Origin of the sequence: Formosa sp. Hel1_33_131 (assembly GCF_001735745.1) — a bacterium.
GTDB lineage: Bacteria > Bacteroidota > Bacteroidia > Flavobacteriales > Flavobacteriaceae > Hel1-33-131.
Window position 1 is genome coordinate 195,632 of the sequence record NZ_CP017260.1, and the last position, 26,161, is coordinate 221,792.

The window sequence follows — 26,161 nt, forward strand, 5'->3', positions numbered from 1 at the left end:
AAAACCATTTTATGGAGTTCAGTCAATCTGAAGAAAATGAAGAAGTAACCCTCTCAAAATTTGAGTCGATGTTAAAAACCAATAGCGTTTTTTTCTTTGATTCTAATGAATTTGAAAACATCATACACCACTATTTAGAAAGTGGTAAAATTGCACTTGCAAAGAAGGCAATCAAACTCGGGTTAAGTCAGCACCCTGCGTCTCTAAACTTAAAATTATTTCAAGTTGAAATTTTAATTTTTGAAAATAAATTAAATGAAGCGGACCGACTGCTCTCCCCCCTGTTTGAAATAGAGCCTAATAACGAAGAACTCTACATTCAAAAAGCGAATATATTTTCTAAAAAAGATCAGCACGAAAAAGCGATACAAGTCTTTAAAGAAGCCATTGAAATCGCAGAGGACAGTGCCGATCTCTATTCTTTAATTGGAATGGAATATTTGTTTTTAGATCAATATCAAGAAGCAAAACAAAATTTCAAGAAATGTATTGAACTGGATTTAGAAGATTATTCGGCGCTTTATAATATCATCTATTGTTTTGACTTTTTAGATGAAACCACGGAAGCGATTGAATACTTAAATAGCTACCTCGATAAAAACCCATACAGCGAAGTGGCATGGCACCAACTTGGCAAACAATACGTAGAAACCAAACAATTGGTAAAGGCCGTCACCGCCTTTGATTTTGCGATTATTTCAGATGACACCTTTATTGGTGCGTATCTTGAAAAAGCGAAAGTATTAGAGAAATTAAACCGTTTTGAGGAAGCGATTGAGAATTATAAAATCACCATCGCTATAGAAGATTCTACCGCCTATGCTCTCATCAAAATTGGGTATTGCTATGAGCGTTTGAATCACGGCGATTTAGCCCTTCAGCATTACTATCAAGCGGTGGAAGAAGACCCTGCCTTGGATAAAGGTTGGATGCGGATCACAAAGTTTTTCATGGCTAAAAAAGACTATCAAAAAGCCTTGTTTCACATCAATAAGGCCATTGATATTGATGGAGACAATGCCGCCTATTGGTTGTTGTACTCTACCATTAATGAACGCCTCTCTCTTTTGGAGGAAGCCGAACGTGGGTATAAAAGGACGCTCGAATTGGGCGACTGTGAACTAAGCACTTGGCTCTCTCGCGGAGACATTTTAATCAAACTTGGCGAATATGAAGCTGCAAAATTCAATTTTGTACAAGCTTTAGAATACCATCCCAAAAGTGAAGAATTAGAATTTCGACTTTCAGGCGTGTGTTTGAAACTCAACAATATGGATGCTGGCTATGCACACCTTCTCACAGGACTGCATATAAACTTAGAACACGTGTTTATTTTGGAAGAATTATTTCCAGAAGTCTATCAGCGCAAAGCCGTCCTTCAATTAATTGAGAATTTTAAAAATACGCATCAGTAAAATTTGTATTTTTAGGGGATATATAGGATATTCATCAATCTAAAACCTGATTCTTTAATTCAATTATTTTAAAAACCAAATGAAACGATCCCCACTAGATTACTTAATAATTTCACTCAAAGGAATGGCAATGGGTGCTGCAGATGTAGTTCCTGGCGTTTCTGGAGGTACCATCGCTTTCATCTCAGGGATTTACGAAGAACTGATTGGCACTTTAAATAATATCAATTTTTCTCTTTTAAAACATTTAAAAACAGAAGGCCTAAAAAGCACTTGGAAAAAAGCAAACGGCCCTTTTTTATTAGCACTTCTTTCAGGCGTGTTTGTGAGTATTGTTTCACTAGCCAAAGGCGTTGAATGGTTTTTGGAACACCACCCTATTTTACTTTGGTCGTTCTTTTTTGGATTGGTACTTGCGAGTATTGTCTATGTCGGAAAACAGATTAAAACTACTGCCAAGGACTTTAAATTATTTTTAGCGATGGCCATTGGAGCCGTGGTTGCTTACCTGATTACCACCATCAACCCCTCTGAAACTTCGGATACAAATCTGTTTTTGTTTTTTGCTGGAGCTTTAGCCATTTGCGCGATGATATTGCCCGGGATTTCAGGGTCATTTATTCTGGTAATCATTGGTGCTTACAGTCCCGTTCTGGAAGCGCTCAATACACTTAATATCAAAAAAATTGTTCTCTTTGGCGCTGGTGCTGTGGTTGGATTGTTGTCATTTTCAAAACTTCTAAAATGGTTGTTTGAAAAATACCACCGCTTGACATTGGCCGTCATCACTGGATTTATGATTGGATCTTTAAACAAAATATGGCCTTGGAAAGTGGCATTGACATTCAGAACCAATTCTAAAGGGGTGAAAGTTCCCTTGAACGAAGAAAGCATTTCCCCTTTTAATTTTAATGGAGAACCACAACTGTTACAAGCTATCGGACTGATGGTTTTTGGAATTTTAATCATTCTCATTTTAGAAAAAATAAGTACCAAAAAAAACACGCTTGAGACAACCTAACGATCATACAAATCCGTTTTTACTGACCCTGAAAGGGGTCATTATGGGAGCTGCCAACAAAGTGCCCGGTGTATCTGGTGGGATTGTAGCATTTGTAATGGGCTTCTATGAAGAGTTTATTTATTCCTTGCAGAAATTCAATATCAAAGCAGGGAAATTACTTTTTAGTGGTCGGTTTAAAAGTTTTTACAATTATGTAAACGGGCGATTTTTAGCCTTACTATTTTCAGGGATGATCATTAGTTATTTTAGTGTTTCTAAACTGTTGGACTACTTCATTGAACGCCACGAACTCTATGTGTGGAGTGTGTTTTTTGGAATGATCGTCGGGTCGATTTATTATATTTATAAAGATTTTAAATCTTGGAATACCAAAACAATTGTGATGGCTTTCCTGGGAATCATTGCAGGATTAAGCATTAGTTTTTTAAATCCTGCAACGCAAAATGACAACCTTTGGTTTGTGTTTTTATGTGGAATGATTAGCGTGACAGGTATGGCATTACCAGGGTTTTCAGGGTCCTTTATCTTGATTTTATTAGGGAATTACGTCTTGTTATTAGTGGACTCTGTTAACGTTCTTTTTGATACGTTTGTGTTTATAGTTTCTGGAGATTTTAGCTTTATGTCAGACCCTCAACACCTGAGACTCTTGAAGGTTCTATTGGTTTTTACGCTTGGTTCGGTAGTAGGTTTGGTCAGTCTTTCGCATCTATTGAGCTACATTTTGAAACATTATAAATTTAAAACATTAGCCCTTATTATGGGATTTATCACGGGATCGCTTGGCGTTGTGTGGCCCTGGAAAGAAGCACTCTATAAACAAGATGCCTTAGGGAATTTCACAACAGATACAAATGGCGAACAAATCATTGAAAATTATCAACGGTATTTGCCTGAAATGAACACACAAACCATTTATGCCCTCTTATTTATAATTTTTGGAGCAGCCATTGTTCTGGGATTGGAATGGTATGGAAACAAACGCAAACAGCATATATGAAACGAGCATGCTAAAAATATTATCACCCAAGGGAATGATTAATAGCGAACAGTCCCGATAGTTATCGGGATGTCCTTAAAAAAACAATAAATATAAACACATGAAAAATTTTGGATTGCTTGGTAAAAATATTGACTACTCTTTTTCAAGAGGATATTTTAAAGATAAATTTGAAACCAACAAATTAGACTGCACTTATAACAACTTTGACTTAGAGGCAATCGAAGATTTTGAATCCTTAAAAACTACTGAAACACAGCTTTCAGGGCTTAATGTTACGATTCCTTACAAACAAGTGGTACTTCCCTATTTAGACGCCATTGATTCAGAAGCACAAGAAATTGGTGCGGTGAATACCATCAAAATAGAAAACGGAAGATTAACAGGTTATAATACCGATCATTTTGGATTTGAAAACAGTTTAAAACCCCATCTCAAATCTCATCACAAAAGGGCTTTGATTTTAGGAACTGGAGGTGCCTCAAAAGCGGTCGCTTTTGCTTTGAAAAAACTGGGTATTCATTTTGAGTATGTATCAAGAACACCATCGTCAAGTGTTAAATACTCCTATGAATCCTTAGCAATCGAAGGAATTGAGAACTACCAAATTATCATCAACTGCACCCCTTTAGGAACATTTCCTGATGTACATAAATGCCCAACTATCCCTTATGAACACATCACTTCAAACCATTTACTGTTTGATTTGATTTATAATCCTGAGGAAACTTTATTTCTAAAACACGGAAATACAAAGAATGCTACGACTCTCAACGGACTCGAAATGCTGCGTTTGCAAGCAGAGAAATCGTGGGAGATATGGAATTCATAATTAAAAAAGTAATTTAAAAGAATTATATAATTTGTGGTTTAGAGGGATAATGTTATATTTATGACTTCAAGTCATTTAAACACTAAAACATTGAAAGATATGTCAGAGCACGATAACCTGCAAGATGCAGATGGAGATAACCTAAACGCCACTCCCCAAGAACACAGTTCAACAGAGAACCCTACAACTTCTGAGGACACTCCTACAGAAGAAGTCACAAGTTCCGAAGCACCTACGGAGGAATCCACAGAAACACCTGAAAAGGCAGTGGAACCCACAAGTTCATTAGAGAAAGATACTTCTGATGTAACGCCTAAGGAAGAAGATACAACTTCTGAAGCTTCTACTAAGGATGCAGAAGAAGAAACACATGAAGAAGTGGTAGAACCCACAAGTTCAGTAGAAAAAAATACTTCTGAAGAAGCGCCTAAGCAAGAAGATGGTGATGGTAAAACTGCCGAAGTTTCTACTGAGGAGACAGAAGAAACACATGAAGATGTAGTTGAAGAAAAAAAATCTGCAGTTGATTATGAAACACTTTCGTTAGAAGATTTAATAGCAGAATTTGAAACGCTGTTGAAATCAGAGAGTATTCACAGTGTTCGCAATAACATAAACGAAGTCAAAAATAATTTTAATGCTAAGTTCGCCGTTTTAATTTCAGAAAAGAAAGAAGCCTTTTTGGCAGAAGGTGGGAATGCGATTGATTTCGAATTCATCAGCCCTTTAAAAAAGCAATTCAACGAATTGTCGAAAACATTTAGAGAAAAACACCAGTCCTTTCAAAAAAACAGAACGCAACAGCTCAACCAAAACCTTGAAATTCGCTTACAAATTATTGAAGAAATTAAAGGTTTAATCAATGTTGAAGGCGATATAAACTCGGCCTACAAAACCTTTAAAAATTTACAAGAGCGTTGGAGAAATACCGGACAGATTCCTTCAAGTGAAAACAATAATACATGGAACAATTACCGTCACCATGTAGAGATTTTTTATGGATTTTTACACCTCAATAGAGATCTTAGAGATTTAGATTTTAAGCATAATTTAGAACAAAAGCAGAAAATCATCATAAGTACTGAGGAATTGGCAAATGAAACCGATTTAAACAGAGCGTTTAGAGAGCTTCAGGCACTTCACAAAATTTGGAAAGAAGAGTTAGGTCCTGTTGCCAAAGAATATAAAGATGAGCTTTGGGACCGATTTAGTGCTGCGACAAAAGTAATTAATGACAAGCGTCAGGATTATTACAATCAACTGGAAGAAAAATTTGAAGAAAATCTTAAAATTAAAAATGAGATCATTGTTCAAATTAATGCGATCTCTGAAAAAACCATCAATTCTCACAAGGATTGGCAGGCAAATATCAAAAAAATTGAAGTACTTAGAGAAGCCTTTTTCAAGACAGGAAAAGTCCCTTCTAAGGTCAATGAGAAAACGTGGTCTGGATTTAAGGATGCCGTGAGAACCTTTAATAAGAATAAAAATAATTACTATAAAACCTTAAAGAAAGTCCAGTCCGAAAACTACAAGAAAAAATTAGAATTGGTCGATATTGCTGAGCAAAACAAAGATAGTGAAGACCTAGAAACGACCTTGGTTTTGATGAAAAATATTCAAAACACATGGAAAACGATCGGACACATTCCACGCAAAGACAGTGATAAGTTATGGAAACGATTTAGAGGCGCATGTAACGCCTTTTTTGACCGTTACCACGAACAAAAAAATAATGGCTCTGAAGAAGAAGTTACTGCCTTTGAGCAAAAAAATAGCCTGTTAGAATCGCTTAAAGCATTTGAATTAAGTGAAGATAAAGACAAAAACTTAGAAGCCTTAAATGACTTTTCTAGTCAATGGAAAAAACTTGGGCATGTGGTTCAAAGCAAACGTTTTATTGATGGGAAATTCTTTAAAACATTGGACGGTTTATATTCTAAATTAGGTTTGGACAAAGAAGCGATGGACGACCTAAAATACACGCTTAAATTAGAGACTTTATCGCAAGATCAGAAATTGTTTAATAACGAGGTCATTTTCATTAGAAAAAAGATGGATGAGATCAAAAGTGAAATCAATCAGTTGGAAAACAACCTTCAATTTTTCTCTAATGTAAAAGATGACAATCCACTTGTTAAAGAGGTTCACAAAAACATTGACAAGCATAAAGCTGCTTTACAAACTTGGAACGTAAAATATTCTAAAATCAAAAAAATGATACAGCAGTAGCCAACTACAATTTTTTGGCTTCTTCCCAATACACATCCATCTCTGCAAGCGTCATATCCGAAAGTGATTTTTGCAGAGATTTGGCTTTAGTTTCTAAATACTGAAAGCGTTTGATGAATTTCTTATTGGTGCGCTCTAGCGCATTTTCTGGGTTGATATCGAGAAAGCGTGCATAATTGATCAATGAAAATAAAACATCTCCAAATTCATCTTCAATAGCATCTTGGTTTTTATTATCAATTTCAGTTTTCAACTCCCCAAGCTCCTCCTCTACTTTTTCCCACACCTGATCAGGATGTTCCCAATCAAATCCAACTCCGGCCACTTTTTCTTGGATACGACTGGCTTTGACCAAAGCGGGCAAGCTTTTTGGAACCCCTTGAAGCACACTCGTTTTGCCTTCTTTTAGCTTTAAGTTTTCCCAGTTTTGCTTGACTTCAGCTTCATCCTTGACTACCACATCACTGTAAATATGGGGATGCCGGTGAATTAGTTTTTCGCAGATGCTATTAATGACATCCGAAATATCAAAATCTTTTGTTTCACTTCCAATTTTAGCATAGAATACTATGTGGAGTAAAAGATCGCCAAGTTCGTTTTTAACTTCTGTTAAATCCTTGTCCAATATCGCATCGCCTAATTCATAGGTTTCTTCGATAGTGAGATGTCGAAGAGTTTCCATGGTTTGTTTTTGATCCCAAGGACATCGTTCACGAAGTTCGTCCATGATGGTTAACAAACGGTCAAATGCTTGTAATTGGTCAGCTCTATTGGTCATTATTTATGTTTAAATTGATCGTTGATATACGTGTTTGACACGCCTTAAACTCAGTTAAAATGGAATCTACAATATCGGAAACGGACGAAATTTCATCAATCAGACCCGATATTTGTCCAATTTCTAATTCCCCTTCTTCTAAATCCCCTTCAAACATTCCCCGTTTGGCACGGGCGCGTCCTAAAATATTTTTTAAATCTTCGGGGGATGGGGACGTTTTATATACCGCTTGTAAATCTTGATAAAATTTATTTTTCAAAAGACGCACTGGCGCTAATTCTTTCAGGGTTAATTGGGTATCCCCTTCTTTGGCTAAAAGCACAGCGTTTTTAAAAGCCTCGTGAGCAGAGGATTCTTTACTGGCTACAAAGCGACTTCCAATTTGGACACCATCGGCACCGAGCGCCATCGCTGCCATCATCCCATTGCCGGTCGCAATCCCCCCCGCCGCTAGTAACGGAATTGTGACTTGCGCGCGCACCATCGGGATCAGCGTTAATGTGGTCGTTTCATCACGTCCATTATGACCACCTGCTTCAAAACCTTCAGCGACAATGGCATCCACACCCGCTTCTTGTGCTTTTAAGGCAAACTTTACACTGCTCACTACATGCACCACAATAATACCACGTTGCTTCAGCCAAGAAGTCCAAGTCTTTGGATTTCCTGCAGATGTAAAAACAATTTTTACGCCTTCTTCCACTATAATTTGCATCAATTCCTCAATGTTGGGATAGAGCATCGGAACGTTCACTCCAAAGGGTTTTGTGGTGGCTTTTTTACATTTTTGAATATGAGTTCTCAGCACGTCGGGATACATGGATCCTGCACCAATGAGACCCAAAATTCCAGCGTTGCTTGCCGCAGAAGCTAATTTCCACCCACTGTTCCAAACCATACCCGCTTGAACAATAGGGTATTGAATTCCGAAAAGTTGGGTGATCTTATTTTGCATCTATTCTTTTATGAGCTTAAACGTGATCGATTGTTGATTTTCTGTGTGAATTGTTAATAGATAAAGGCCCTTTGAAAATGCTTCAGTATTGATCGGGTTCATACTTTTGACTTGATTTTCATACACCAATTGCCCTAAAACATTATGAATCGACACAGAGATCGTCTCTATTGAGTCAGAAAATTTTATAAATAAATCTGATTGGACGGGGTTGGGAAAGACTTCAAATTCCAATTGTTTAGCGGACTGATGTCTCAATCCTAAGGTCAAAGCAGATTGAAAGTCCGGAATTCCATAGCCAAGAAAATAATCGGGATTCGAATATTGAGAGGCTGACTCTCGAACATACGCCATGATTTCTGCATTTGTAGCATCTGGTAACGCCTGAACTAAGGAAGCAATAGCCCCCGCTAAAATAGGCGAACTAAAAGAGGTGCCATTAGATTGCGAAATTTGATTGCTACTATTGATGACAAAACTACCCGATCCACGTGCTGCTACATCTGGTTTGTGCGTAAGCTGAATGGCACTTCCTTGAGAACTAAACGATGCATAGTTTCCATTTCCATCTACGGCGGCAATCGTTAAAACGCCTGCAGCATCCGCAGGGGTTGCAATTCCAGAAGCTCCAGAATTGCCAGCCGAATTTATTAAAATCAAGCCTTTTTCAAAAGCGATATTCGCCCCTTTGGAGCTATAAGTCGTCGTACCATTTAGCTGTGCTGTTGTATAACTATAATTTGGGTTGTCATAACCTTTATACCCCAAAGATGTATTTATAACCTGTACGCCTAAACTATCGGCTCGCTCAACCGCTTCCACCCAATAACTTTCCTCCACTGGATTTTCAGTAGGTGCATCTTCAGTTCTAAAAAGATAATAGGTCGCATCAGGTGCCGTGCCTACATATTGATCCTGTACAAATCCCGCCATCGTACTCAATACCTGTGTGCCGTGTTGACTGGAGGTTGACGTATAAACAGCAGCTGTTCTGTCAACAAAATCATAACCACCCATCAAATTTCCTGCAGCACGTAAACGTTCAAAACCCGACATTGTATTTACATTCGGAAAGCCCGCATCAATGACCGCAACGACCACACCATCTCCTGTATAGTTCGCTATGTGTAAGTCATCTACATTCAGCATTTCCACTTGGTTTTGAGTGGTGCCGTAGGTGAAATTAGTAAGGCTGGATTCTACTTGAAATTTATCTTGAACCGATTCGATGCGCGCATTTAAATTAGAATCCGCAAAAACGATGTGATCTACAAAACTGTGAGTGGTCTTTAAACTATTGATATCTGCTTCCAACCCTCTTACATGAACGGCGTTGAACCATTTTGACTTGGCTTTATAGCTAATTCCTGTGGAGGACTTGATGAGGGTAATATATGGTTCATGAACAGGCACATCTCTTTCGTCAATAGCCACCGAATGATTTGCTTTTCGATCAATTGCTGCCTGCGTTAAAATGCTAATTGGATTTGAAAGCGAGGTGGTTGCGTTTGGTTTATCTGTAAAATAAACCCAGGCGTCTTGCTGTGCAAATACTGTCAATTGACAGACTAAAAAGGTAACTAAAAAAAGCTGCGTTTTTAAAACCATGAAATTGTGTTTTTAGCAATTTAAGAAATTACACCCGAACCAACTAATTCATCTTCTAAATACCAAGCGACAAACTGCCCTTCAGTAATAGCGGATTGAGGGGATTCAAAAGCAACATAAAGCCCTTCTGTTGTCGCATATAAGGATGCAGACTCTAAATTTTGACGGTATCGAATTCGTGCCATGACTTGAAGTGATTGACCAATTTCGATTGCTAAATCGGTGCGTACCCAATGCACTTCGGAGGGTTGAACCAACAATACCGATCGGTACAGTCCAGGGTGGTTTTTTCCTTGTCCTGTGTATATGATATTATCCACAACATCAGTATCTATGACAAAAAGAGGTTCTACGGTCCCGCCAACAGCCAAGCCTTTTCGCTGTCCTTTTGTGAAATAATGAGCCCCTTGATGGGTTCCAACAGCCACACCGTCGGAAGTGGAATATTTAATTTTTCGAGCTCTAAAAACCAACTCCTCTTGTTTGGATTCAAACGTGGGTTGTGTGGTTTTATAATCTTCAAAACTATCGGGGATTTCGATGATCTGACCTTCTTTTGGTTGTAATTGTTGTTGTAAAAAATCCGGCAAACGAACTTTACCTATAAAACACAAGCCTTGAGAATCTTTTTTATCAGCGGTTACTAAATCTAATTTTGTAGCGATCGCTCGCACTTCAGGTTTGGTTAATTCTCCAATAGGAAATAAGGTTTTTGACAATTGTGCTTGCGACAATTGACATAAAAAATAGGATTGGTCTTTATTAGAATCTGCTCCAGAAAGGAGTTTGTAAATTGCAGGACTTGAGGAACCTTCAACGGTTCCTTTTCGGCAATAGTGACCCGTCGCCACATAATCGGCACCGAGTGATAAGGCTATTTTCAGAAAGACATCAAATTTAATTTCGCGGTTGCAAAGAATATCTGGATTAGGTGTGCGCCCATTTTTATACTCCTTAAACATATAATCGACAATCTTGTCTTTGTATTCTTCACTTAAATCAACCGTTTGAAAGGGGATGTTTAATTTTTCCGCCACCAACATCGCATCATTGCTGTCATCTAACCAAGGGCAATCGTTAGAAATGGTGACCGAGTCGTCATGCCAATTTTTCATAAACAAGCCAATAACATTGTAGCCCTGTTCTTTTAATAGATAGGCAGCAACACTAGAATCTACACCTCCTGAGAGTCCCACAACGACTGTTTTCATGAATCTTTTTTTAACATGTTCTGATTATGATGCAAATTTACAACTAATTATAATGTAGAACTTAAGATTTAAAGAGAAAATAGAGAAGAGAAAATAGATGCAAGAACCAAGAGACCCCAACTTTTTCATGCTGAACCTGCCTATCGGCAGACAGGCTTGTTTCAGCATCTCCAGATCACAACGTAGAGACCCTGAAACAGGTACAGGGTGACAAATTGAGATGTTGATTTAACACGGGAGATTCAAATTGAATTTAGTCTATTCTCTTTGTTCTTGATTCTTCTTTCAGCACTTCACATACAAAACACTTCGATCTATCACGCCCCGGAGTGACTGCGCCTACCTTCGGTTGGTAAACTCAGTGTGACAAAAGAAATTCAAATTGACTTTAATCTTGAGTCTTTTCTATTGGTTCTTGATTCTTAATTCTCACATCATAATACTTTTTTCAGCACTTCGATTTATCACGCTTTAGCGTGGCTGCGCCTGCCTACCGAAGTTAGGCTCAGTGTGACAAAACAAATTCTTTACTCTTCAAGGGGTTTAAGCCCCTTGTTACCCAATATTATGGATTTAGAAATTTGTCATGACTCTATAGAATGGCATAACCCATACAAACAAAAAAACCACAGTAACTGAATACGATGGTTTTTGTTTTAATACTTACTGTTATGGACAACCGTTAGAAACGAGCACCAGCGTGAGATTCAAATTGACTTTTGTTTTAAGTCTTTTTTCTATTCTCTTTATTCTTGACTCTTAGTTCTTGACTCTTGACTCTATTTTTTCAGATCTTAATACTTGATACTAAATTCTTAATACTCAAATATTACTTCTTCCGTTTCTGTTGCGCTTCTTTTTGTGCTTCGGCTTGTGCCATGATATCCGCCATTTTCTTTTGAAAACGGTTTTGCTTTTTTGGTTTCGCTTTGCTCACTTGAATTTTAGCCAATACTTTTTCTTCATCAATGATGTAATTTTTAATAACAATCATGATTCCGATACTAATTAAGTTGGAAATAAAGTAATACAAACTCAGTCCAGATGCATAGTTATTAAAGAAAACCAACATAATGACTGGAGACAGATAAATCATGTACTTCATCATCTTGCCCATATCAGGCATGCCTTCTTGTGTGGGTTGGGTTGCCATTTGCTGACCTGTGGTCATCTTCATGTAAAAGAAGATGGCAATAGATGCTAAAATTGGAAACAAGCTAATATGATCGCCATAGAAAGGAATGTTATATGGTAGCTCTAAAATAGAATCATACGAACTTAAATCATCGACCCATAAAAATGATTTTTGGCGCAATTCAAAAGCGATTGGGAAAAACATAAACAAGGCATAGAATACGGGCATTTGCAACATTCCTGGCAAACAACCGCTCAGTGGGCTGGCACCGGCTTTGTTTTGAACTGCCATTGTTTCTTGTTGCGCCTTCATTTTGTTATTCTTATGTTTCTCACGAATGGCATCCAGTTCTGGCTTTAAAATTCTCATTTTAGCTTGAGATAAGAATTGCTTGTACTGTACAAACGACAGTACAATTTTTACCATAATGGTCATGACAATAATGGCAATTCCATAAGATAAATAGTTGGTCAACCAAGCATATAAAGGACTGAAAACCGCTTTATTAATCCATCCAAAAATTCCCCATCCAAAAGGGATACTCGCTTCTAAATTTCGGTCGTATTTACTTAAAATATCATCATAGGTCGGACCATAATAGATGTTCATATTGTGCGCTAACTCACCCCCTGAATAGGTCAACGGAAGTTGTACTTCGTAGCGTTTCGTATATAAAGTATCTATGGTTTCGTCCTTGACTAAATCGAAAGACTTTAAGTCGGCTGTTTTAAAGGGGGTCTCCGGCACTAAAATGGTGCTAAAAAAATGTTGTCTAAAAGAAAGCCATGCCAAATCAGATTCTGTTTCATCATCATCACCAGATTGAGATAGTTTATTAATTTTATCACCTTCGTGCTGGTAGGTCAAACGCGTATATCTATTTTCAAACGAAACACTTTGATCTTGTCTGTGGGCTTTAAATTTCCAGTCGAGTTTTACGTCTTGAGAGGTGTTTAAAACGTTTGACAATCCTTGTGATTTTACAGAAAACCCTAACATATAATCGTTTGGTTTCAACTCGTAGCGGTATTCCAAAAATTGGGTTTCCGAAACTTTAAGACGCATGGATAAGACTTGGTTCTCTCCCGATGTGCTCAACGTGGGTTGAAAATATAGATTTGTCGAATTGAGTGTACGGTTATCCGATGTTGCAAAATTCAAATTAAATACAGAACTGCCATCCTTAATTAGATATACAGGAACTGAATCGTGATTGACATAACTTTTCAGCCTTACTTCTGAAATAAATCCACCTTTGTTGTCAATTTTAAGGGCTAAGACTTCGTTTTCAAAAGTTGTAATATTGGAGGTCGCTGAGGGTAAAGTTAACGCATAAGCAAAATCTCCAATCTTATTTTTTAGACTGGCTAATCCTAGCGAATCCGTAGGCAGTTGGTTGCTGCTAGAATTGTCAGTAATGGTCATCTCCGCATCAGCTTGATTGGCAGCTTCAGATGCTAATTGTTCTTGTTTGGCTTCTTCTTGTGCAGCGAGTTCTTCTGGAGTGGGTTGATTTTGCCATAACATATACAATAAAATAGCTCCTATAAGTAAAAATCCAATGATTGAATTTATGTCTAATTTCTTTTCTTCCATAATCTTTTAAATTTTAATTGACATCCACAGCGAAGTGTGGTTTATCAAATACTATTATTTTTTTGTTTTATGTTTTAAAGCCGCTTTTATAAACGCCAAAAACAACGGATGCGGATTGGCAACGGTACTTTTATATTCTGGGTGGTATTGAACGCCTACAAACCAAGGGTGTGTGGGAATTTCAATGACCTCAACAAGTCCTGTTTCAGGGTTAAAACCAGTGGCTTTCAAGCCAGCGTTTTCAAGTTGTGTTTTATATGCATTGTTAAACTCGTAGCGGTGTCTGTGACGCTCCATGATGGAAGTTGTATTATAAACAGATGCAATCTTAGTGTTTTGTAAAAGATCACATTTCCAAGAGCCCAATCGCATGGTACCTCCTTTTTCGGTGATTTTTTTCTGAGCTTCCATGATATCGATCACAGGATGCGGTGTCTCAGAATCCATTTCAGAAGAATTTGCTTCTGATAATCCTAAAACGTTTCGAGAGAACTCAATGGTTGCCATTTGCATTCCTAAACAGATTCCAAAAAATGGAATTTGATGTTCTCTGACATAACGAATGGCTTCAATTTTTCCTTCAATTCCCCGTTCTCCAAATCCAGGGGCGACCAATACACCATCCAAATGAGATAGTTTAGTAGCAATATTTTCTGGTTGAAGGTATTCAGAGTGAATCGATTCCACTTTAACCTTTACTTCATTGGCAGCACCGGCATGAATAAAGGATTCTAAAATTGATTTGTATGAATCTTGAAGTTCTACATATTTTCCAATCAACCCTATAACAACCTCACTTTTAGGGTTTTTATGTTTTGCTAAAAAATTATTCCATGATGTTAAATCTGGTACATGACTTTCTAGTTTTAATTGCTCTAAAACCACTTTGTCTAAGCCTTCTTCTAGCATTAGATTTGGCACATCGTATATGGTGGATGCATCAATAGATTCGATAACGGCTTCTCTTTTAACGTTACAAAAACGCGCCAATTTGGTACGGATACTGTCACTGAGTTTATGCTCGGTTCTACAAACCAAAATATCGGCTTGTACTCCACTTTCCATCAGGGTTTTGACACTGTGTTGTGTGGGTTTTGTTTTCAACTCGCCTGCAGCGGACAAATAAGGAATCAAGGTCAAATGGATGACCAGTGCATTTTCATTGCCCATTTCCCATTTAAGCTGACGCACTGCTTCAATGTATGGCAAGGATTCGATATCACCAACCGTACCACCAATCTCTGTAATAACGATGTCATAGTCGCCTGATTTCCCTAAAATCTGAACTCGGTGTTTGATTTCATCCGTGATATGAGGAATGACTTGTACTGTTTTTCCTAAAAATTCACCACGACGTTCTTTATCAATAACACTTTGATAAATACGACCTGTGGTCACATTGTTTGCTTGTGAGGTAGGCACATTTAAAAAGCGTTCATAATGGCCTAAATCTAAATCTGTTTCGGCGCCATCATCTGTTACATAGCATTCGCCATGTTCATAAGGATTTAAGGTTCCTGGGTCAATATTAATGTAAGGGTCTAATTTTTGTATTGTTGCGCGGTAGCCTTGGGCTTGAAGTAACTTTGCTAAAGATGCAGCAATAATTCCTTTACCTAACGAAGAGCTGACGCCTCCTGTAACAAAAATATATTTCGTAGTTGTGTCTGTCATTATGCGTTGTTAAACGCGAACAAATTTACAAATAAGTATTGAAACTTTAAGGATTAATGGGAGTTGTTTATGAACACTTTATATAAAATACAAAAAGCACCCAAAAGGTGCTTTTTGTATAAATAATATAATAGAATTTAAATCGAATTATTTAACCTCAACCAATTCAACATCAAAGATTAAGTTTGCATTTGGTGGAATCACGCCACCAGCGCCTTGAGCCCCATAGCCTAAATGACTTGGAATGACAAAACGTGCCTTGTCTCCTACATTTAAAAGTGCAACGCCTTCATCCCATCCAGCAATGACTTGACCTGTTCCGAGCGCAAATTCAATCGGTTCTTTTCTTTTGTAAGAGGAATCAAATACCGTTCCATCAGTCAATTGCCCTTTGTAATGTACTGAAACCGTAGCACCTTTTGCAGCTTTTGAACCACTTCCTTTTTGAAGTATTTGGTAACGAAGACCGCTCTCTGTTTTTTCGAATCCAGCCGCTAATTTATCTAACTCTGCCTCAACAGCTGCTTTTGCTTTTTCTAGATTTTTTTCTCTTGAACCTTCAAAAGTTCTAAAGGCTTCCACAGCTTGAAATGCTTCTGCATCGGCTCCAACTGCTATAATTTCTAAAGTTTCTAAAACATCGCCTTGAGCAATTGTGTCAACTTTATCTTGACCTTCAATCACGTTTCCGAATACAGTATGTTTCCCGTCTAACCAATCGGTTGGAATGTGTGTTATAAAAAATTGACTTCCATTGGTTCCAGGACCTGCATTGGCCATAGATAATATACCTGGTTTGTCATGTTTTAAATCGGGATGGAATTCATCGTCAAATTTATATCCTGGATTTCCCGTTCCTGTTCCTTGGGGGCACCCTCCTTGAATCATGAAATCTGGAATGACTCTATGAAATTTTAGACCGTTGTAATACGGGTCTCCCTGATTTTTTACAGAATTTTCTAAGTTTCCTTGCGCTAGGGCAACGAAATTACCAACTGTTCCAGGTGTTTTTTGAAATTCTAAATTTACTAAAATGTCACCTTTAGAGGTGTTGAATTTTGCGTATAAGCCGTCGTTCATGAGTATGTATTATTATTTTTTAATAGCTGCAAAGATAAGAAGGAATTATAAACAAAAAAGGTTCCGGAATGGTTTTGTGAAAAAACAATTAATTTGCCACTTCACTTATAAATTTAAGGCGATACAAACGCAATTCTTGATCGTCGTATTCCCCATCAAATTCTTCAATGGCAGCTTCTATATCATCGGATTCGGATTCCATAAAATAGTCATGAATTTCATCTTGTTGGTCTTCATCAAATATTTCATCAATCCAATAATTGATGTTTAATTTGGTACCCGAAAATACAATGGCTTCTAGTTCTCTAATAAAATCAGCCATATTCATTCCTTTTGCGGAAGAGATATCGTCAAGAGGTAATTTTCTATCAATATTTTGAATGATGTAAAGTTTCAAGGAAGAGTTTAATCCGGTGGACTTGATAATCATATCCTCCAAGCGTTCAATATCATTTTCATCGACGTAACGCTTTATGAGCTTTACAAAATCTTTGCCATAACGCTTAGCTTTTCCTTCGCCAACCCCATGAATATGGTAAAGTTCTTCTATTGTGATTGGATATTTAAGCGCCATATCTTCGAGCGATGGATCTTGAAAAATTACAAATGGAGGGACGCCTAGTTTTTTAGCATTGGATTTACGAAGGTCTTTAAGCATCCGCATGAGTGCAACATCAACTAAATCTAAAGAATTGTTATAATTACGATTCGATTCTATGTTGTAAGTATGGTCTTCCGTCATCATAAACGACTTTGGCTGTTCTATAAATTCACGACCGTTAGGAGTGAGTTTTAAGACGCCATAGGTTTCAATGTCTTTGCGTAAGTAACCGGCAACGAGTGCCTGTCTGATCAGTGCCATCCAGTAAAGCACATCGTGATTACTTCCTTTACCAAAAAATGGCAATTCGTTGGTACGGTGCGATTTTATAAGCGCATTATCATGCCCTATGATGACATTGACAAGGTCTTTACTTTTATATTTTTCGTGGGTATGCGATACAATTTCAAGCATTAATTGAACTTCCTCAATCGCTTCCGTCTGTGGCTTTGGGTTCCGAACATTATCATCCATATTGCCACCATCTCCTGTTTCTGTATCAAATGCTTCTCCAAAATAATGTAAAATAAATTTACGACGCGACATGGACGTTTCAGCCATTGCGACCACTTCTTGCAACAACGCAAAGCCAATTTCTTGTTCGGCAACAGGTTTCCCTGACATGAATTTTTCAAGTTTTTCTATGTCTTTATAGGCGTAATATGCCAAACAGTGTCCTTCACCTCCATCACGGCCAGCACGGCCTGTTTCTTGGTAATAGCTTTCAATACTTTTTGGAATGTCATGATGAATCACAAAACGCACATCGGGTTTATCGATGCCCATTCCAAACGCAATGGTTGCCACCACGATATCCGTGTCTTCCATCAAAAACATGTCTTGATGTTTGGAGCGTGTCTTGGCGTCCAAGCCTGCGTGATATGGCACTGCTTTGATCCCGTTCACTTGAAGGATTTGCGACAATCCTTCAACGCGTTTTCTGCTTAGGCAATAGATAATTCCAGATTTTCCTTCGTTTTGTTTTACAAATCGGATAATGTCATTATCAACCTGATCTGTTTTGGGAAGTATCTCGTAAAATAAGTTAGGTCTATTAAAAGACGCTTTAAACGTTTGAGAGTCTGTTGTCCCTAAATTTTTAAGAATATCTTCTTGCACCTTAGGCGTCGCTGTTGCTGTCAAACCAATGATTGGAATGTTATCCCCTATTTGTGTAATGATGTGTTTTAAGTTTCTGTATTCAGGTCTGAAATCATGTCCCCATTCACTGATGCAGTGTGCTTCATCTACCGCCATAAATGAAACTGTTTGCGCTTTTAAAAATTCAATATTCTCAGCTTTTGAAAGTGACTCTGGAGCGACGTATAAAAGTTTCGTGATTCCAGATTCTATATCTGATTTCACTTGTTTTATTTCGGTTTTATTTAAGGAAGAATTCAATACATGTGCAATCCCTTCATAATCCGAAATACCTCGAATCGCATCCACTTGATTTTTCATGAGTGCTATTAATGGAGAAACGACAATGGCTGTCCCATCCTGCATCAACGCGGGTAATTGATAACAAAGTGACTTCCCTCCTCCTGTTGGCATAATGGCAAAGGTGTGTTTTTTCTCTAAAAGACTAACAATGACTTGTTCTTGCAGTCCTTTAAATTTATCAAACCCGAAAAAGGTTTTAAGTGCTATATGTAATTCTTTAGTCGAAATACTCATTTATGGTTAATTTCTTATCTTAATTAAAAAAAACGTGGTTAATTGAATCAAAATTGGAATAAATTCGGGAACACTCCTAATTTTTTTGTTTTTTTGTACCGTGAATTAAAGGTAGATATATTTAAATAAGTACACAACCAAAATATAAAAAAATTGAGTTCAAAAAAATCCATAGTCGCATTAGCCAAAGAAACCATTGTAATTGAAAGCTTAGCAATCTCTCAACTTGCAGATTTTATCGATGATACATTTGCAGAAGCTGTGGATCTAATATACAATTCTACAGGTCGTGTCATTATAACAGGGATTGGAAAAAGTGCCATTATTGCAAATAAAATCGTGGCAACTCTAAATTCTACGGGCACTCCTTCGGTATTTATGCATGCTGCAGACGCCATTCATGGCGATTTAGGACTTATCCTATCCGATGATATTGTAATTTGTATTTCTAAAAGTGGAAACACGCCTGAAATAAAAGTACTCATCCCTTTTTTGAAAAATGCAGGGAATACCTTGATAGCTATCACAGGAAACCAGAAATCTGTATTGGCTGAACAAGCCGATTTTGTTTTCAATTCTTATGTCGAAAAAGAAGCCTGTCCTATTAACCTAGCGCCAACGACGAGCACAACAGCGCAGTTGGTGATTGGAGATGCCTTAGCGGTTTGTTTATTAGAACTTCGCGGGTTTACAAAAGATGATTTTGCAAAATACCATCCCGGAGGTGCCTTAGGAAAAAAATTATTTTTAAAAGTACGAGATATCTTAGCGTTGAACGAAGTACCCGCAGTGCGTCCCGATGCGAGCATTAAGAACGTTATTGTAGAAATTTCAGAAAAACGCAAAGGGGTGACTGCCGTGACCCTCGCCGATAAAATTGTTGGAATTATTACTGATGGGGATTTAAGACGTATGCTGTCAGTAACAGAAGACTTATCAAAACTAAAGGCGGAAGATATTATGAGTAAAAACCCACGATTCATTACCATCGATGCCATGGCAATTGACGCTATGGAGTTAATGGACACCCACAAAATCTCGCAGCTCCTAGTTGAAGACCAAGGAAACTATGCAGGGGTCATTCATATTCATGACCTTATAAAAGAAGGAATTATTTAGATATGGGAATACAAAAAGAAATGTCGTTTTTAGACCATCTTGAAGAATTAAGATGGCATATCATCAGAGCTTTGGGTGCTATCATGGTTGCGGCCACTGCGGCTTTTTTAGCGAAAGGCTTTATATTTGACATCCTTATTTTTGGCCCTACAAAAGCTGATTTTTTTACCTATGAATTTCTTTGCAATACCTCAAAATTATTAGGATTTGAAAGTTTTTGTGACACTAATTTTGATTTTGAAGTTCAAAGTCGAACCATGGCCGGTCAGTTTTCCGCACACATTTGGACTTCCATTACGTTTGGATTGATCGTTGCATTCCCCTACGTACTTTATGAATTCTGGAAGTTCATCAGCCCTGGGCTTTACAACAAAGAAAAAAACAGCTCAAGAGGTTTTATTTTCATTTCCTCTGTATTATTTTTTATCGGCGTCTTATTTGGTTATTATATTGTTTGCCCGCTTTCTATTAACTTTTTAGGAACCTATTCTGTGGCTGAGCAAGTGCACAACGATTTTGATTTAAACTCTTATATAGGACTCATACGTGCGTCCACACTCGCATCTGGTTTTATTTTTGAACTCCCTATTATTATTTATTTCCTTACTAAAATAGGATTGGTTACTCCTGAATTCCTTCGAAAAAATAGAAAGTATGCCTTGGTTATTGTGCTTATTTTTGCCGCTGTCATTACCCCACCCGATATTGCCAGTCAAGTCATTGTTGCAATTCCCGTATTGATCTTGTATCAAGTGAGCATACTAATCTCAAAACTAGTGTTAAGAAACCAAAAAAGAAAAGAAAAAAATGGCGAATGAAGTAGAGGAATTTAATGCGTATCGCAAGAAAATGAATACCAAAATTCTTGCAGAAAACAATACCGTGATCAAACGCATTTTTAATTTAGATACCAACGCTTTTCAGGAAGGGGCTTTAAACACTGAAACCAAAGAATTGCTAGGACTTGTTGCTTCTGCTGTTTTACGTTGTGATGATTGTGTACGCTACCATCTAGAAAAATGCCACGAAGAAGGCTTGAGCAGAGCGCAAATTTCAGAAGCATTGAGCATCGCCACCCTTGTAGGAGGTACCATTGTCATACCGCATTTAAGAAAGGCTTATGAATACTTAGATCTTTTAGAAGCCTAATTTATATTATGAAGAAATCAATAATGTTATTAGTAACAGGAATCGTTTTTGTATTTACAGGGGCTTTACTAAAAGTTCTGAAGTTTGAATATTCAAGTATTGTGCTTTCTGTAGGTTTAATTATTGAAGTTTTTGCGGTTTGCACTGTTTTTTATGAAATGAATTACAAAAATAAGTCAAGTTAAATTTAATATAAAGTACCCAGAGTTGATGGATAGTCTGTTTCATTTTACTATTTTTAAAATTCTTTAAGCAAACGAATGAAACGAGCATGCTAAAATTATTATCACTCAAGGGAATTACTAATAGCGAACAGTCCCGATAGTTATCGGGATGTCCTTCAAAAAACAATAGATAAAGACACATGAAATTAAGAGTCGAAAATTTGATGAAGTCCTATAACGGACGAAAGGTAGTGAAGGATGTTTCACTTGAAGTAAATCAAGGGGAGATTGTTGGATTGCTAGGGCCTAATGGTGCTGGGAAAACAACTTCTTTTTACATGGCTGTTGGTTTGATTAAACCCAACGGTGGCGCCATCTATTTAGATGACAAGGACATCACGAACTACCCAATGTACAAAAGAGCCCAAAGTGGTATTGGATACCTTGCCCAAGAGGCTTCCGTCTTTCGGAAATTAAGCATTGAAGACAATATTTTGAGTGTACTTCAAATGACAAAGCTTTCTAAAAAAGAACAAGTTGATAAAATGGAATCGTTGATCGACGAGTTCAGTCTGGGACACATCAGAACCAACAGAGGCGATTTGTTGTCTGGAGGAGAACGAAGACGTACCGAAATCGCGCGTGCTTTGGCAACCGATCCTAGTTTTATATTACTCGATGAACCCTTTGCAGGTGTGGATCCCGTGGCGGTGGAAGACATTCAACGGATTATTGCCAGATTGACCAAGAAAAATATTGGCATCTTAATTACGGATCACAATGTGCAAGAAACCTTGGCCATTACCGACCGTACCTATTTAATGTTTGAAGGAAGTATTCTTAAAGCTGGAAAACCCGAAGTACTTGCCAATGATGAAATGGTTCGGAAAGTCTATCTCGGTCAAAATTTTGAGTTACGTAAGAAGAAATTAGAGTTTTAAAACCCCTTAAGCTTTTTTCAAAAACGGTTTTACAACCCGCTTCGATAGTTTCACCACTAAAAGGGTGATGATTCCTGCGCTGAGTCCAAAGATCAAATCCCTTAAAACCCCTGGGAAACTTTCTAAAAGGTGATGAAAAATTTCGATGTTGTGAATGAATATCCCCCCCGATACGAGCAAAAGCGCAACCGTACCAACGACCGATAACGATTTAATAACTACTGGCAACGCATTCACTAAGGTCACTCCTATAAAATGAACGCTGTTTTTTTTGCCCTTACTCATTTGTATTAACTTCAATCCAAAATCGTCCATACGCACAATGAGTGCCACAATCCCATACACCCCAACCGTTGCTATCATGGAAATCATACTCACCACAGTAATTTGAATCGTTATCGACTGATCCAGTACAGTTCCTAAAACAATGATAATGATCTCAATGGATAAGATAAAATCCGTCAGAATCGCTGATTTTACTTTCTTTTTTTCTAAGGCTAAAATTTCTATTTCAGACATTGCTTCAGAAGCTCCCTTAACAACCGTATGTTTGTGTGGAACGGTGTATTCAAGAATCTTTTCAACGCCTTCATAGGCTAAATAAAGCCCTCCTAAAATCAATATAAATGTAATTACCGAAGGTAAAAATGCACTGAGTAAAAATGCAAAAGGCAAAATAATCAGTTTATTGAAAAAAGAGCCTTTTGTAATGGCCCACAACACAGGCAATTCTCTAGAAGACACAAAGCCAGATGCTTTTTCTGCATTGACGGCTAAATCATCGCCAAGGATGCCGGCTGTTTTTTTAGCCGATACCTTACTCATCACGAGTACATCGTCCATAAGAACCGAAATATCATCCAATAATGCAAAAAAGCCTGAAGCCATAAAAGAGGTGTTTATTTAATAATTACTTCGAGGCGATTGACAAAAGGATGTATGCAATAATTACAAGCGGAATCCCTGCAAATTGAAAAATAGCAAGAAGCACTAAGGATAAAATAATCAATATATAACGTGAGGCATTGTCTTTAAAATTCCATGTTTTAAATTTTAAGGCAATCAGCTTAATCGGTGCATTTAACAAATAACAACTCACCAAGGTCAGCGCGATAAGAAACCAAGGATTTAAAATAATGACATTGATTGCATCGCTGTGTTGATACTCTAAAATTAAGGGCAAAGAAATAATCAAGAGCGCATTTGCGGGAGTTGGCAATCCAATAAACGCATCTGATTGATTGGTAGAGATATTAAATTTTGCCAAACGGAATGCCGATGCCAAGGTCACTAACAACCCAAAATAAGGGAGTAAATTGTAGGTTTCCCAAGAGAGCTGTGGCGCTAAACCTAATAAATGAAAGAGTACCAAACCGGGTACCAAACCACTGGTAACCATGTCAGCCAGAGAATCCAACTGAACTCCAAGTTCACTTGCCACATTTAATTTACGAGCCAGAAGTCCGTCAAAAAAATCAAAGAAAATACCCAGACAGACAAACAAGGCGGTGAGTTTCATATTGCCTTCCAAAGCAAAAATTACGGCCACACAACCAGAGAATAGATTTAATAATGTAATAAAATGAGGGATATATGATTTCACGATAAATTGTATTTAATTAGTAAAAATAATAAACTATTTTTGTTTTCAGTAAATAAACAACAATATCTAAAAAAAAATAGAGTTTACATTAGTGTTTATCAGTTCATTTAAAAAAAGCCCTTGCAAATATTAAAATTTGTCTTAATAATTTTGACACCCCTCCTAATGGTGTCTCAAAGCGCTCGAAAATATTCAAATGAATTTTTGAATATTGGGGTCGATGCGTCTGCTTTGGGAATGAGCAATGCCGTGGTCGCATCTTCAGATGATGTGAACTCTGGCTACTGGAATCCTGCGGGCTTGGTGCATTTAGAAGACAGTGAGGCTGCCATCATGCACTCCAGTTATTTTGCCAATATTGCCAACTATAATTACATTGCTTTTGCCATGCCTTTAGACGACCGCACAGCAGTCGGGCTTTCGTTAATTCGGTTTGGAGTCGATGATATTTTAGATACTACAAAACTTATAGACCAACAAGGCGTGATCAATTACGATCGGATTAATTTATTTTCGGCAGCAGATTATGCACTCACATTTTCTTTTGCGAGAAAACTCCCTGTTCCCGGATGGAATTATGGTGTCAATGCGAAAGTGATTCGACGTATTATAGGGGATTTTGCAAGCTCATGGGGATTTGGTTTGGATTTAGGAATTCAGTTTGAATCCAATGATTGGAAATTTGGTTTGATGGCAAGAGACGTCACGACCACCTTTAATGCATGGGCTATTAACGAGGAACGGTTACAAGATATTAAAGATGCCATCCCAGGACAAAACCAAGAAGAACCTGAAGCCACGGAGCTCACACTTCCTAAATTGCAACTTGGAATGTCGAAACTCTTTACCTTTAATTACGATTACACACTGAGAACTGAAGTGGATCTAATCTGTCGGTTTGAAGAAAACAACGATGTGATCTCCTCCTCTTTTGTCAGTATCAATCCCGCTCTAGGTCTTGAATTTGGATATACGGATCTGGTGTTTTTTAGAGCTGGTGTCGGAAATTTTCAAAATGAATTACAACTTGACAACTCTACGCCTTTAACCTTTCAACCTAATTTTGGCGTCGGATTTAAATATAATGGCATATACTTAGACTACGCCTTTACGGATATTGGCGATCAAAGTGCCGCCTTATACTCCAATGTATTTTCTCTCAAAATCGATTTAAGCATCTTTAGATAATGAACTTTAAAAAATTAATTACGCTTTTACTTATATTTATAAGCTTCTCTGTAAATGCACAGCTTGAGTTGACGACAGAGTCCAAAATCAGTATTCTGACCATTGGACCAGGCACTTCTTTAAACGATGCTTTTGGACACAATGCGATTCGGATCAAAGATCCTGTTTACAAATTTGACATTGTGTTTGACTACGGTCGGTATGACTTTGAAACAGAAAATTTTTATCTGAAATTTGCGCAAGGAAAACTTGACTATCAAATGAGTCAATACAAATTTGAAACCTTTTTTGGGTACTATCAATATCAAAACCGAAGTGTTAAAGAGCAAGTTTTAAACCTAAGTTCAGACCAAAAAACTGCGTTTTATAAGTTGTTAAAAGAAAATATCAAACCAGAAAATAAAACTTACCCCTATGATTTTTTCTATAACAATTGTGCTACAAAAATAAAAGATGGCATTGAAACTACACTCGACTACCAAGTCGTGTATAACCCTGCTCCTTCCTTTAAACAGTTTTCATTTAGAAATTTAATTCGTTCCGATTTGAATCAAAATTCATGGGGAAGCCTTGGAATTGATATTGCCTTGGGTTCAAAAATAGACCAGATTGCCAGCGTTGAAGAACACATGTTTTTGCCTAAATATTTACACCAACTGCTTGAAAATTCACGTTTAAAAACAGACGATTCAAAACTAGTGACTGCCTCAAAAACACTGAGCCCTTCTGATGCTATTACAAAAAGTGACTTTTTTAGCAGTCCGCTTTTCATCTTGGGAATTCTAGCCCTTATCATGCTCTTCATCACTTATAACGATTACAAAAACAACACGCGCAGCAAATGGCTTGACGTGAGTTTATTTGCCATTACGGGCTGCATTGGTGTGTTTTTATTGCTGCTTTGGTTTGCAACCGACCATCAAACAACCGCTTATAACTACAACCTTTTATGGGCCTGCGCTCTGAATCTTTTATTCCTTCCGTCCATCCGTAAATCGAGGTTAAACAATCGTGGGCTGAGCTATCTGAAATTCCTTGTAGTACTTCTATCTCTGATGGGGCTGCATTGGATCACAGGCGTACAATCCTTTGCGATTGGATTGATTCCACTTCTGATTGCTATTTCTGTGCGATATTTATTTTTAATTCATCATTTCAAGGCTGCAATTCGTATATAAT

Annotated in this window: 22 protein-coding genes; 12 read left to right on the forward strand and 10 right to left on the reverse strand. The window is 37.5% G+C overall.

The annotated features are described in order from the left end of the window. Positions 1–11 precede the first annotated feature (11 nt). From FORMB_RS00940 to FORMB_RS00960, 5 genes are all read left to right on the forward strand, one after another. Entirely contained in the window at positions 12–1,415 is a 1,404-nt protein-coding gene (locus FORMB_RS00940; protein WP_069675673.1) for a tetratricopeptide repeat protein, read from the forward strand. Positions 1,416–1,494: 79 nt separating this feature from the next. Beyond that, on the forward strand, positions 1,495–2,436 hold the full coding sequence (locus tag FORMB_RS00945) for a DUF368 domain-containing protein (RefSeq protein WP_069675674.1): 942 nt from the start codon (positions 1,495–1,497) through the stop codon (positions 2,434–2,436). Next, the gene (locus tag FORMB_RS00950; RefSeq protein WP_442856523.1) at positions 2,423–3,439 is read left to right on the forward strand and encodes a DUF368 domain-containing protein; all 1,017 of its coding nucleotides are present in this window, start codon (positions 2,423–2,425) and stop codon (positions 3,437–3,439) included. The genes FORMB_RS00945 and FORMB_RS00950 overlap by 14 nt, the downstream gene beginning before the upstream one ends. Before the next feature lie 100 nt (positions 3,440–3,539). Then, complete coding sequence (locus tag FORMB_RS00955; RefSeq protein WP_069675676.1) at positions 3,540–4,271, forward strand: shikimate dehydrogenase family protein; 732 nt, start codon at positions 3,540–3,542, stop codon at positions 4,269–4,271. Positions 4,272–4,370: 99 nt separating this feature from the next. Next, on the forward strand, positions 4,371–6,503 hold the full coding sequence (locus tag FORMB_RS00960; RefSeq protein WP_069677848.1) for a DUF349 domain-containing protein: 2,133 nt from the start codon (positions 4,371–4,373) through the stop codon (positions 6,501–6,503). A 4-nt stretch (positions 6,504–6,507) separates the two neighbouring features. Here FORMB_RS00960 and mazG read toward each other — a convergent pair whose 3' ends face one another. From mazG to FORMB_RS01000, 8 genes are all read right to left on the reverse strand, one after another. Then, on the reverse strand, positions 6,508–7,281 hold the full coding sequence (mazG, locus tag FORMB_RS00965) for a nucleoside triphosphate pyrophosphohydrolase (RefSeq protein ID WP_069675677.1): 774 nt from the start codon (positions 7,279–7,281) through the stop codon (positions 6,508–6,510). Then, positions 7,271–8,236, reverse strand: coding sequence for an NAD(P)H-dependent flavin oxidoreductase (locus FORMB_RS00970; RefSeq protein WP_069675678.1), 966 nt, complete (start codon positions 8,234–8,236; stop codon positions 7,271–7,273). The genes mazG and FORMB_RS00970 overlap by 11 nt, the downstream gene beginning before the upstream one ends. Next, positions 8,237–9,844, reverse strand: coding sequence for a S8 family peptidase (locus tag FORMB_RS00975; protein ID WP_069675679.1), 1,608 nt, complete (start codon positions 9,842–9,844; stop codon positions 8,237–8,239). 20 nt (positions 9,845–9,864) lie between these two features. After that, a complete protein-coding gene (mnmA, locus tag FORMB_RS00980) occupies positions 9,865–11,055 on the reverse strand; it encodes a tRNA 2-thiouridine(34) synthase MnmA (protein WP_069675680.1) in 1,191 nt (396 codons plus the stop codon). 829 nt (positions 11,056–11,884) lie between these two features. Further along, the gene (yidC, locus tag FORMB_RS00985) at positions 11,885–13,786 is read right to left on the reverse strand and encodes a membrane protein insertase YidC (protein WP_069675681.1); all 1,902 of its coding nucleotides are present in this window, start codon (positions 13,784–13,786) and stop codon (positions 11,885–11,887) included. Between the two features lie 54 nt (positions 13,787–13,840). After that, on the reverse strand, positions 13,841–15,460 hold the full coding sequence (locus FORMB_RS00990) for a CTP synthase (protein WP_069675682.1): 1,620 nt from the start codon (positions 15,458–15,460) through the stop codon (positions 13,841–13,843). A 147-nt stretch (positions 15,461–15,607) separates the two neighbouring features. Continuing rightward, a complete protein-coding gene (locus tag FORMB_RS00995) occupies positions 15,608–16,540 on the reverse strand; it encodes a peptidylprolyl isomerase (RefSeq protein ID WP_069675683.1) in 933 nt (310 codons plus the stop codon). Positions 16,541–16,628: 88 nt separating this feature from the next. Further along, positions 16,629–18,818, reverse strand: a complete 2,190-nt coding sequence (locus tag FORMB_RS01000) for a RecQ family ATP-dependent DNA helicase (protein ID WP_197493481.1) — start codon at positions 18,816–18,818, stop codon at positions 16,629–16,631. A gap of 153 nt (positions 18,819–18,971) precedes the next feature. Between FORMB_RS01000 and FORMB_RS01005 the strand changes: the two genes are divergently transcribed. The 5 genes from FORMB_RS01005 to lptB all read left to right on the forward strand — a co-directional run bounded on the left by FORMB_RS01005 (position 18,972) and on the right by lptB (position 22,191). Next, on the forward strand, positions 18,972–19,937 hold the full coding sequence (locus FORMB_RS01005; protein ID WP_069675684.1) for a KpsF/GutQ family sugar-phosphate isomerase: 966 nt from the start codon (positions 18,972–18,974) through the stop codon (positions 19,935–19,937). A gap of 2 nt (positions 19,938–19,939) precedes the next feature. Further along, complete coding sequence (gene tatC, locus FORMB_RS01010) at positions 19,940–20,755, forward strand: twin-arginine translocase subunit TatC (RefSeq protein WP_231925557.1); 816 nt, start codon at positions 19,940–19,942, stop codon at positions 20,753–20,755. Further along, entirely contained in the window at positions 20,745–21,086 is a 342-nt protein-coding gene (locus tag FORMB_RS01015; RefSeq protein ID WP_069675685.1) for a carboxymuconolactone decarboxylase family protein, read from the forward strand. Before tatC ends, FORMB_RS01015 begins: the two co-directional genes overlap by 11 nt. An 8-nt stretch (positions 21,087–21,094) precedes the next feature. Then, on the forward strand, positions 21,095–21,271 hold the full coding sequence (locus FORMB_RS12910; protein WP_157498050.1) for a GldL-related protein: 177 nt from the start codon (positions 21,095–21,097) through the stop codon (positions 21,269–21,271). A 179-nt stretch (positions 21,272–21,450) separates the two neighbouring features. Further along, positions 21,451–22,191, forward strand: coding sequence for an LPS export ABC transporter ATP-binding protein (gene lptB, locus FORMB_RS01020; protein WP_069675686.1), 741 nt, complete (start codon positions 21,451–21,453; stop codon positions 22,189–22,191). A 6-nt stretch (positions 22,192–22,197) separates the two neighbouring features. Here the strand turns inward: lptB and FORMB_RS01025 are convergent, their stop codons facing one another. Next, on the reverse strand, positions 22,198–23,079 hold the full coding sequence (locus tag FORMB_RS01025) for a DUF808 domain-containing protein (protein ID WP_069675687.1): 882 nt from the start codon (positions 23,077–23,079) through the stop codon (positions 22,198–22,200). A 22-nt stretch (positions 23,080–23,101) separates the two neighbouring features. Then, positions 23,102–23,794, reverse strand: coding sequence for a CDP-diacylglycerol--serine O-phosphatidyltransferase (pssA, locus tag FORMB_RS01030; protein ID WP_069675688.1), 693 nt, complete (start codon positions 23,792–23,794; stop codon positions 23,102–23,104). Between the two features lie 165 nt (positions 23,795–23,959). Between pssA and FORMB_RS01035 the strand changes: the two genes are divergently transcribed. Further along, a complete protein-coding gene (locus FORMB_RS01035) occupies positions 23,960–24,982 on the forward strand; it encodes a PorV/PorQ family protein (RefSeq protein ID WP_069675689.1) in 1,023 nt (340 codons plus the stop codon). Then, positions 24,982–26,160, forward strand: coding sequence for a lipoprotein N-acyltransferase Lnb domain-containing protein (locus FORMB_RS01040; protein WP_069675690.1), 1,179 nt, complete (start codon positions 24,982–24,984; stop codon positions 26,158–26,160). The genes FORMB_RS01035 and FORMB_RS01040 overlap by 1 nt, the downstream gene beginning before the upstream one ends. The last annotated feature ends 1 nt before the right edge of the window (position 26,161 follow it).

What these genes read in the sequence shown, in the direction of transcription:
- FORMB_RS00940 (WP_069675673.1), top strand. Translation starts at nt 12, where the DNA reads ATGGAGTTCAGTCAATCTGAAGAAAATGAAGAAGTAACCCTCTCAAAA.
- FORMB_RS00945 (WP_069675674.1), top strand. Translation starts at nt 1,495, where the DNA reads ATGAAACGATCCCCACTAGATTACTTAATAATTTCACTCAAAGGAATG.
- FORMB_RS00955 (WP_069675676.1), top strand. Translation starts at nt 3,540, where the DNA reads ATGAAAAATTTTGGATTGCTTGGTAAAAATATTGACTACTCTTTTTCA.
- FORMB_RS00960 (WP_069677848.1), top strand. Translation starts at nt 4,371, where the DNA reads ATGTCAGAGCACGATAACCTGCAAGATGCAGATGGAGATAACCTAAAC.
- mazG (WP_069675677.1), bottom strand. Translation starts at nt 7,281, where the DNA reads ATGACCAATAGAGCTGACCAATTACAAGCATTTGACCGTTTGTTAACC.
- FORMB_RS00970 (WP_069675678.1), bottom strand. Translation starts at nt 8,236, where the DNA reads ATGCAAAATAAGATCACCCAACTTTTCGGAATTCAATACCCTATTGTT.
- FORMB_RS00975 (WP_069675679.1), bottom strand. Translation starts at nt 9,844, where the DNA reads ATGGTTTTAAAAACGCAGCTTTTTTTAGTTACCTTTTTAGTCTGTCAA.
- mnmA (WP_069675680.1), bottom strand. Translation starts at nt 11,055, where the DNA reads ATGAAAACAGTCGTTGTGGGACTCTCAGGAGGTGTAGATTCTAGTGTT.
- yidC (WP_069675681.1), bottom strand. Translation starts at nt 13,786, where the DNA reads ATGGAAGAAAAGAAATTAGACATAAATTCAATCATTGGATTTTTACTT.
- FORMB_RS00990 (WP_069675682.1), bottom strand. Translation starts at nt 15,460, where the DNA reads ATGACAGACACAACTACGAAATATATTTTTGTTACAGGAGGCGTCAGC.
- FORMB_RS00995 (WP_069675683.1), bottom strand. Translation starts at nt 16,540, where the DNA reads ATGAACGACGGCTTATACGCAAAATTCAACACCTCTAAAGGTGACATT.
- FORMB_RS01000 (WP_197493481.1), bottom strand. Translation starts at nt 18,818, where the DNA reads ATGAGTATTTCGACTAAAGAATTACATATAGCACTTAAAACCTTTTTC.
- tatC (WP_231925557.1), top strand. Translation starts at nt 19,940, where the DNA reads ATGGGAATACAAAAAGAAATGTCGTTTTTAGACCATCTTGAAGAATTA.
- FORMB_RS01015 (WP_069675685.1), top strand. Translation starts at nt 20,745, where the DNA reads ATGGCGAATGAAGTAGAGGAATTTAATGCGTATCGCAAGAAAATGAAT.
- FORMB_RS12910 (WP_157498050.1), top strand. Translation starts at nt 21,095, where the DNA reads ATGAAGAAATCAATAATGTTATTAGTAACAGGAATCGTTTTTGTATTT.
- lptB (WP_069675686.1), top strand. Translation starts at nt 21,451, where the DNA reads ATGAAATTAAGAGTCGAAAATTTGATGAAGTCCTATAACGGACGAAAG.
- FORMB_RS01025 (WP_069675687.1), bottom strand. Translation starts at nt 23,079, where the DNA reads ATGGCTTCAGGCTTTTTTGCATTATTGGATGATATTTCGGTTCTTATG.
- FORMB_RS01035 (WP_069675689.1), top strand. Translation starts at nt 23,960, where the DNA reads ATGGTGTCTCAAAGCGCTCGAAAATATTCAAATGAATTTTTGAATATT.
- FORMB_RS01040 (WP_069675690.1), top strand. Translation starts at nt 24,982, where the DNA reads ATGAACTTTAAAAAATTAATTACGCTTTTACTTATATTTATAAGCTTC.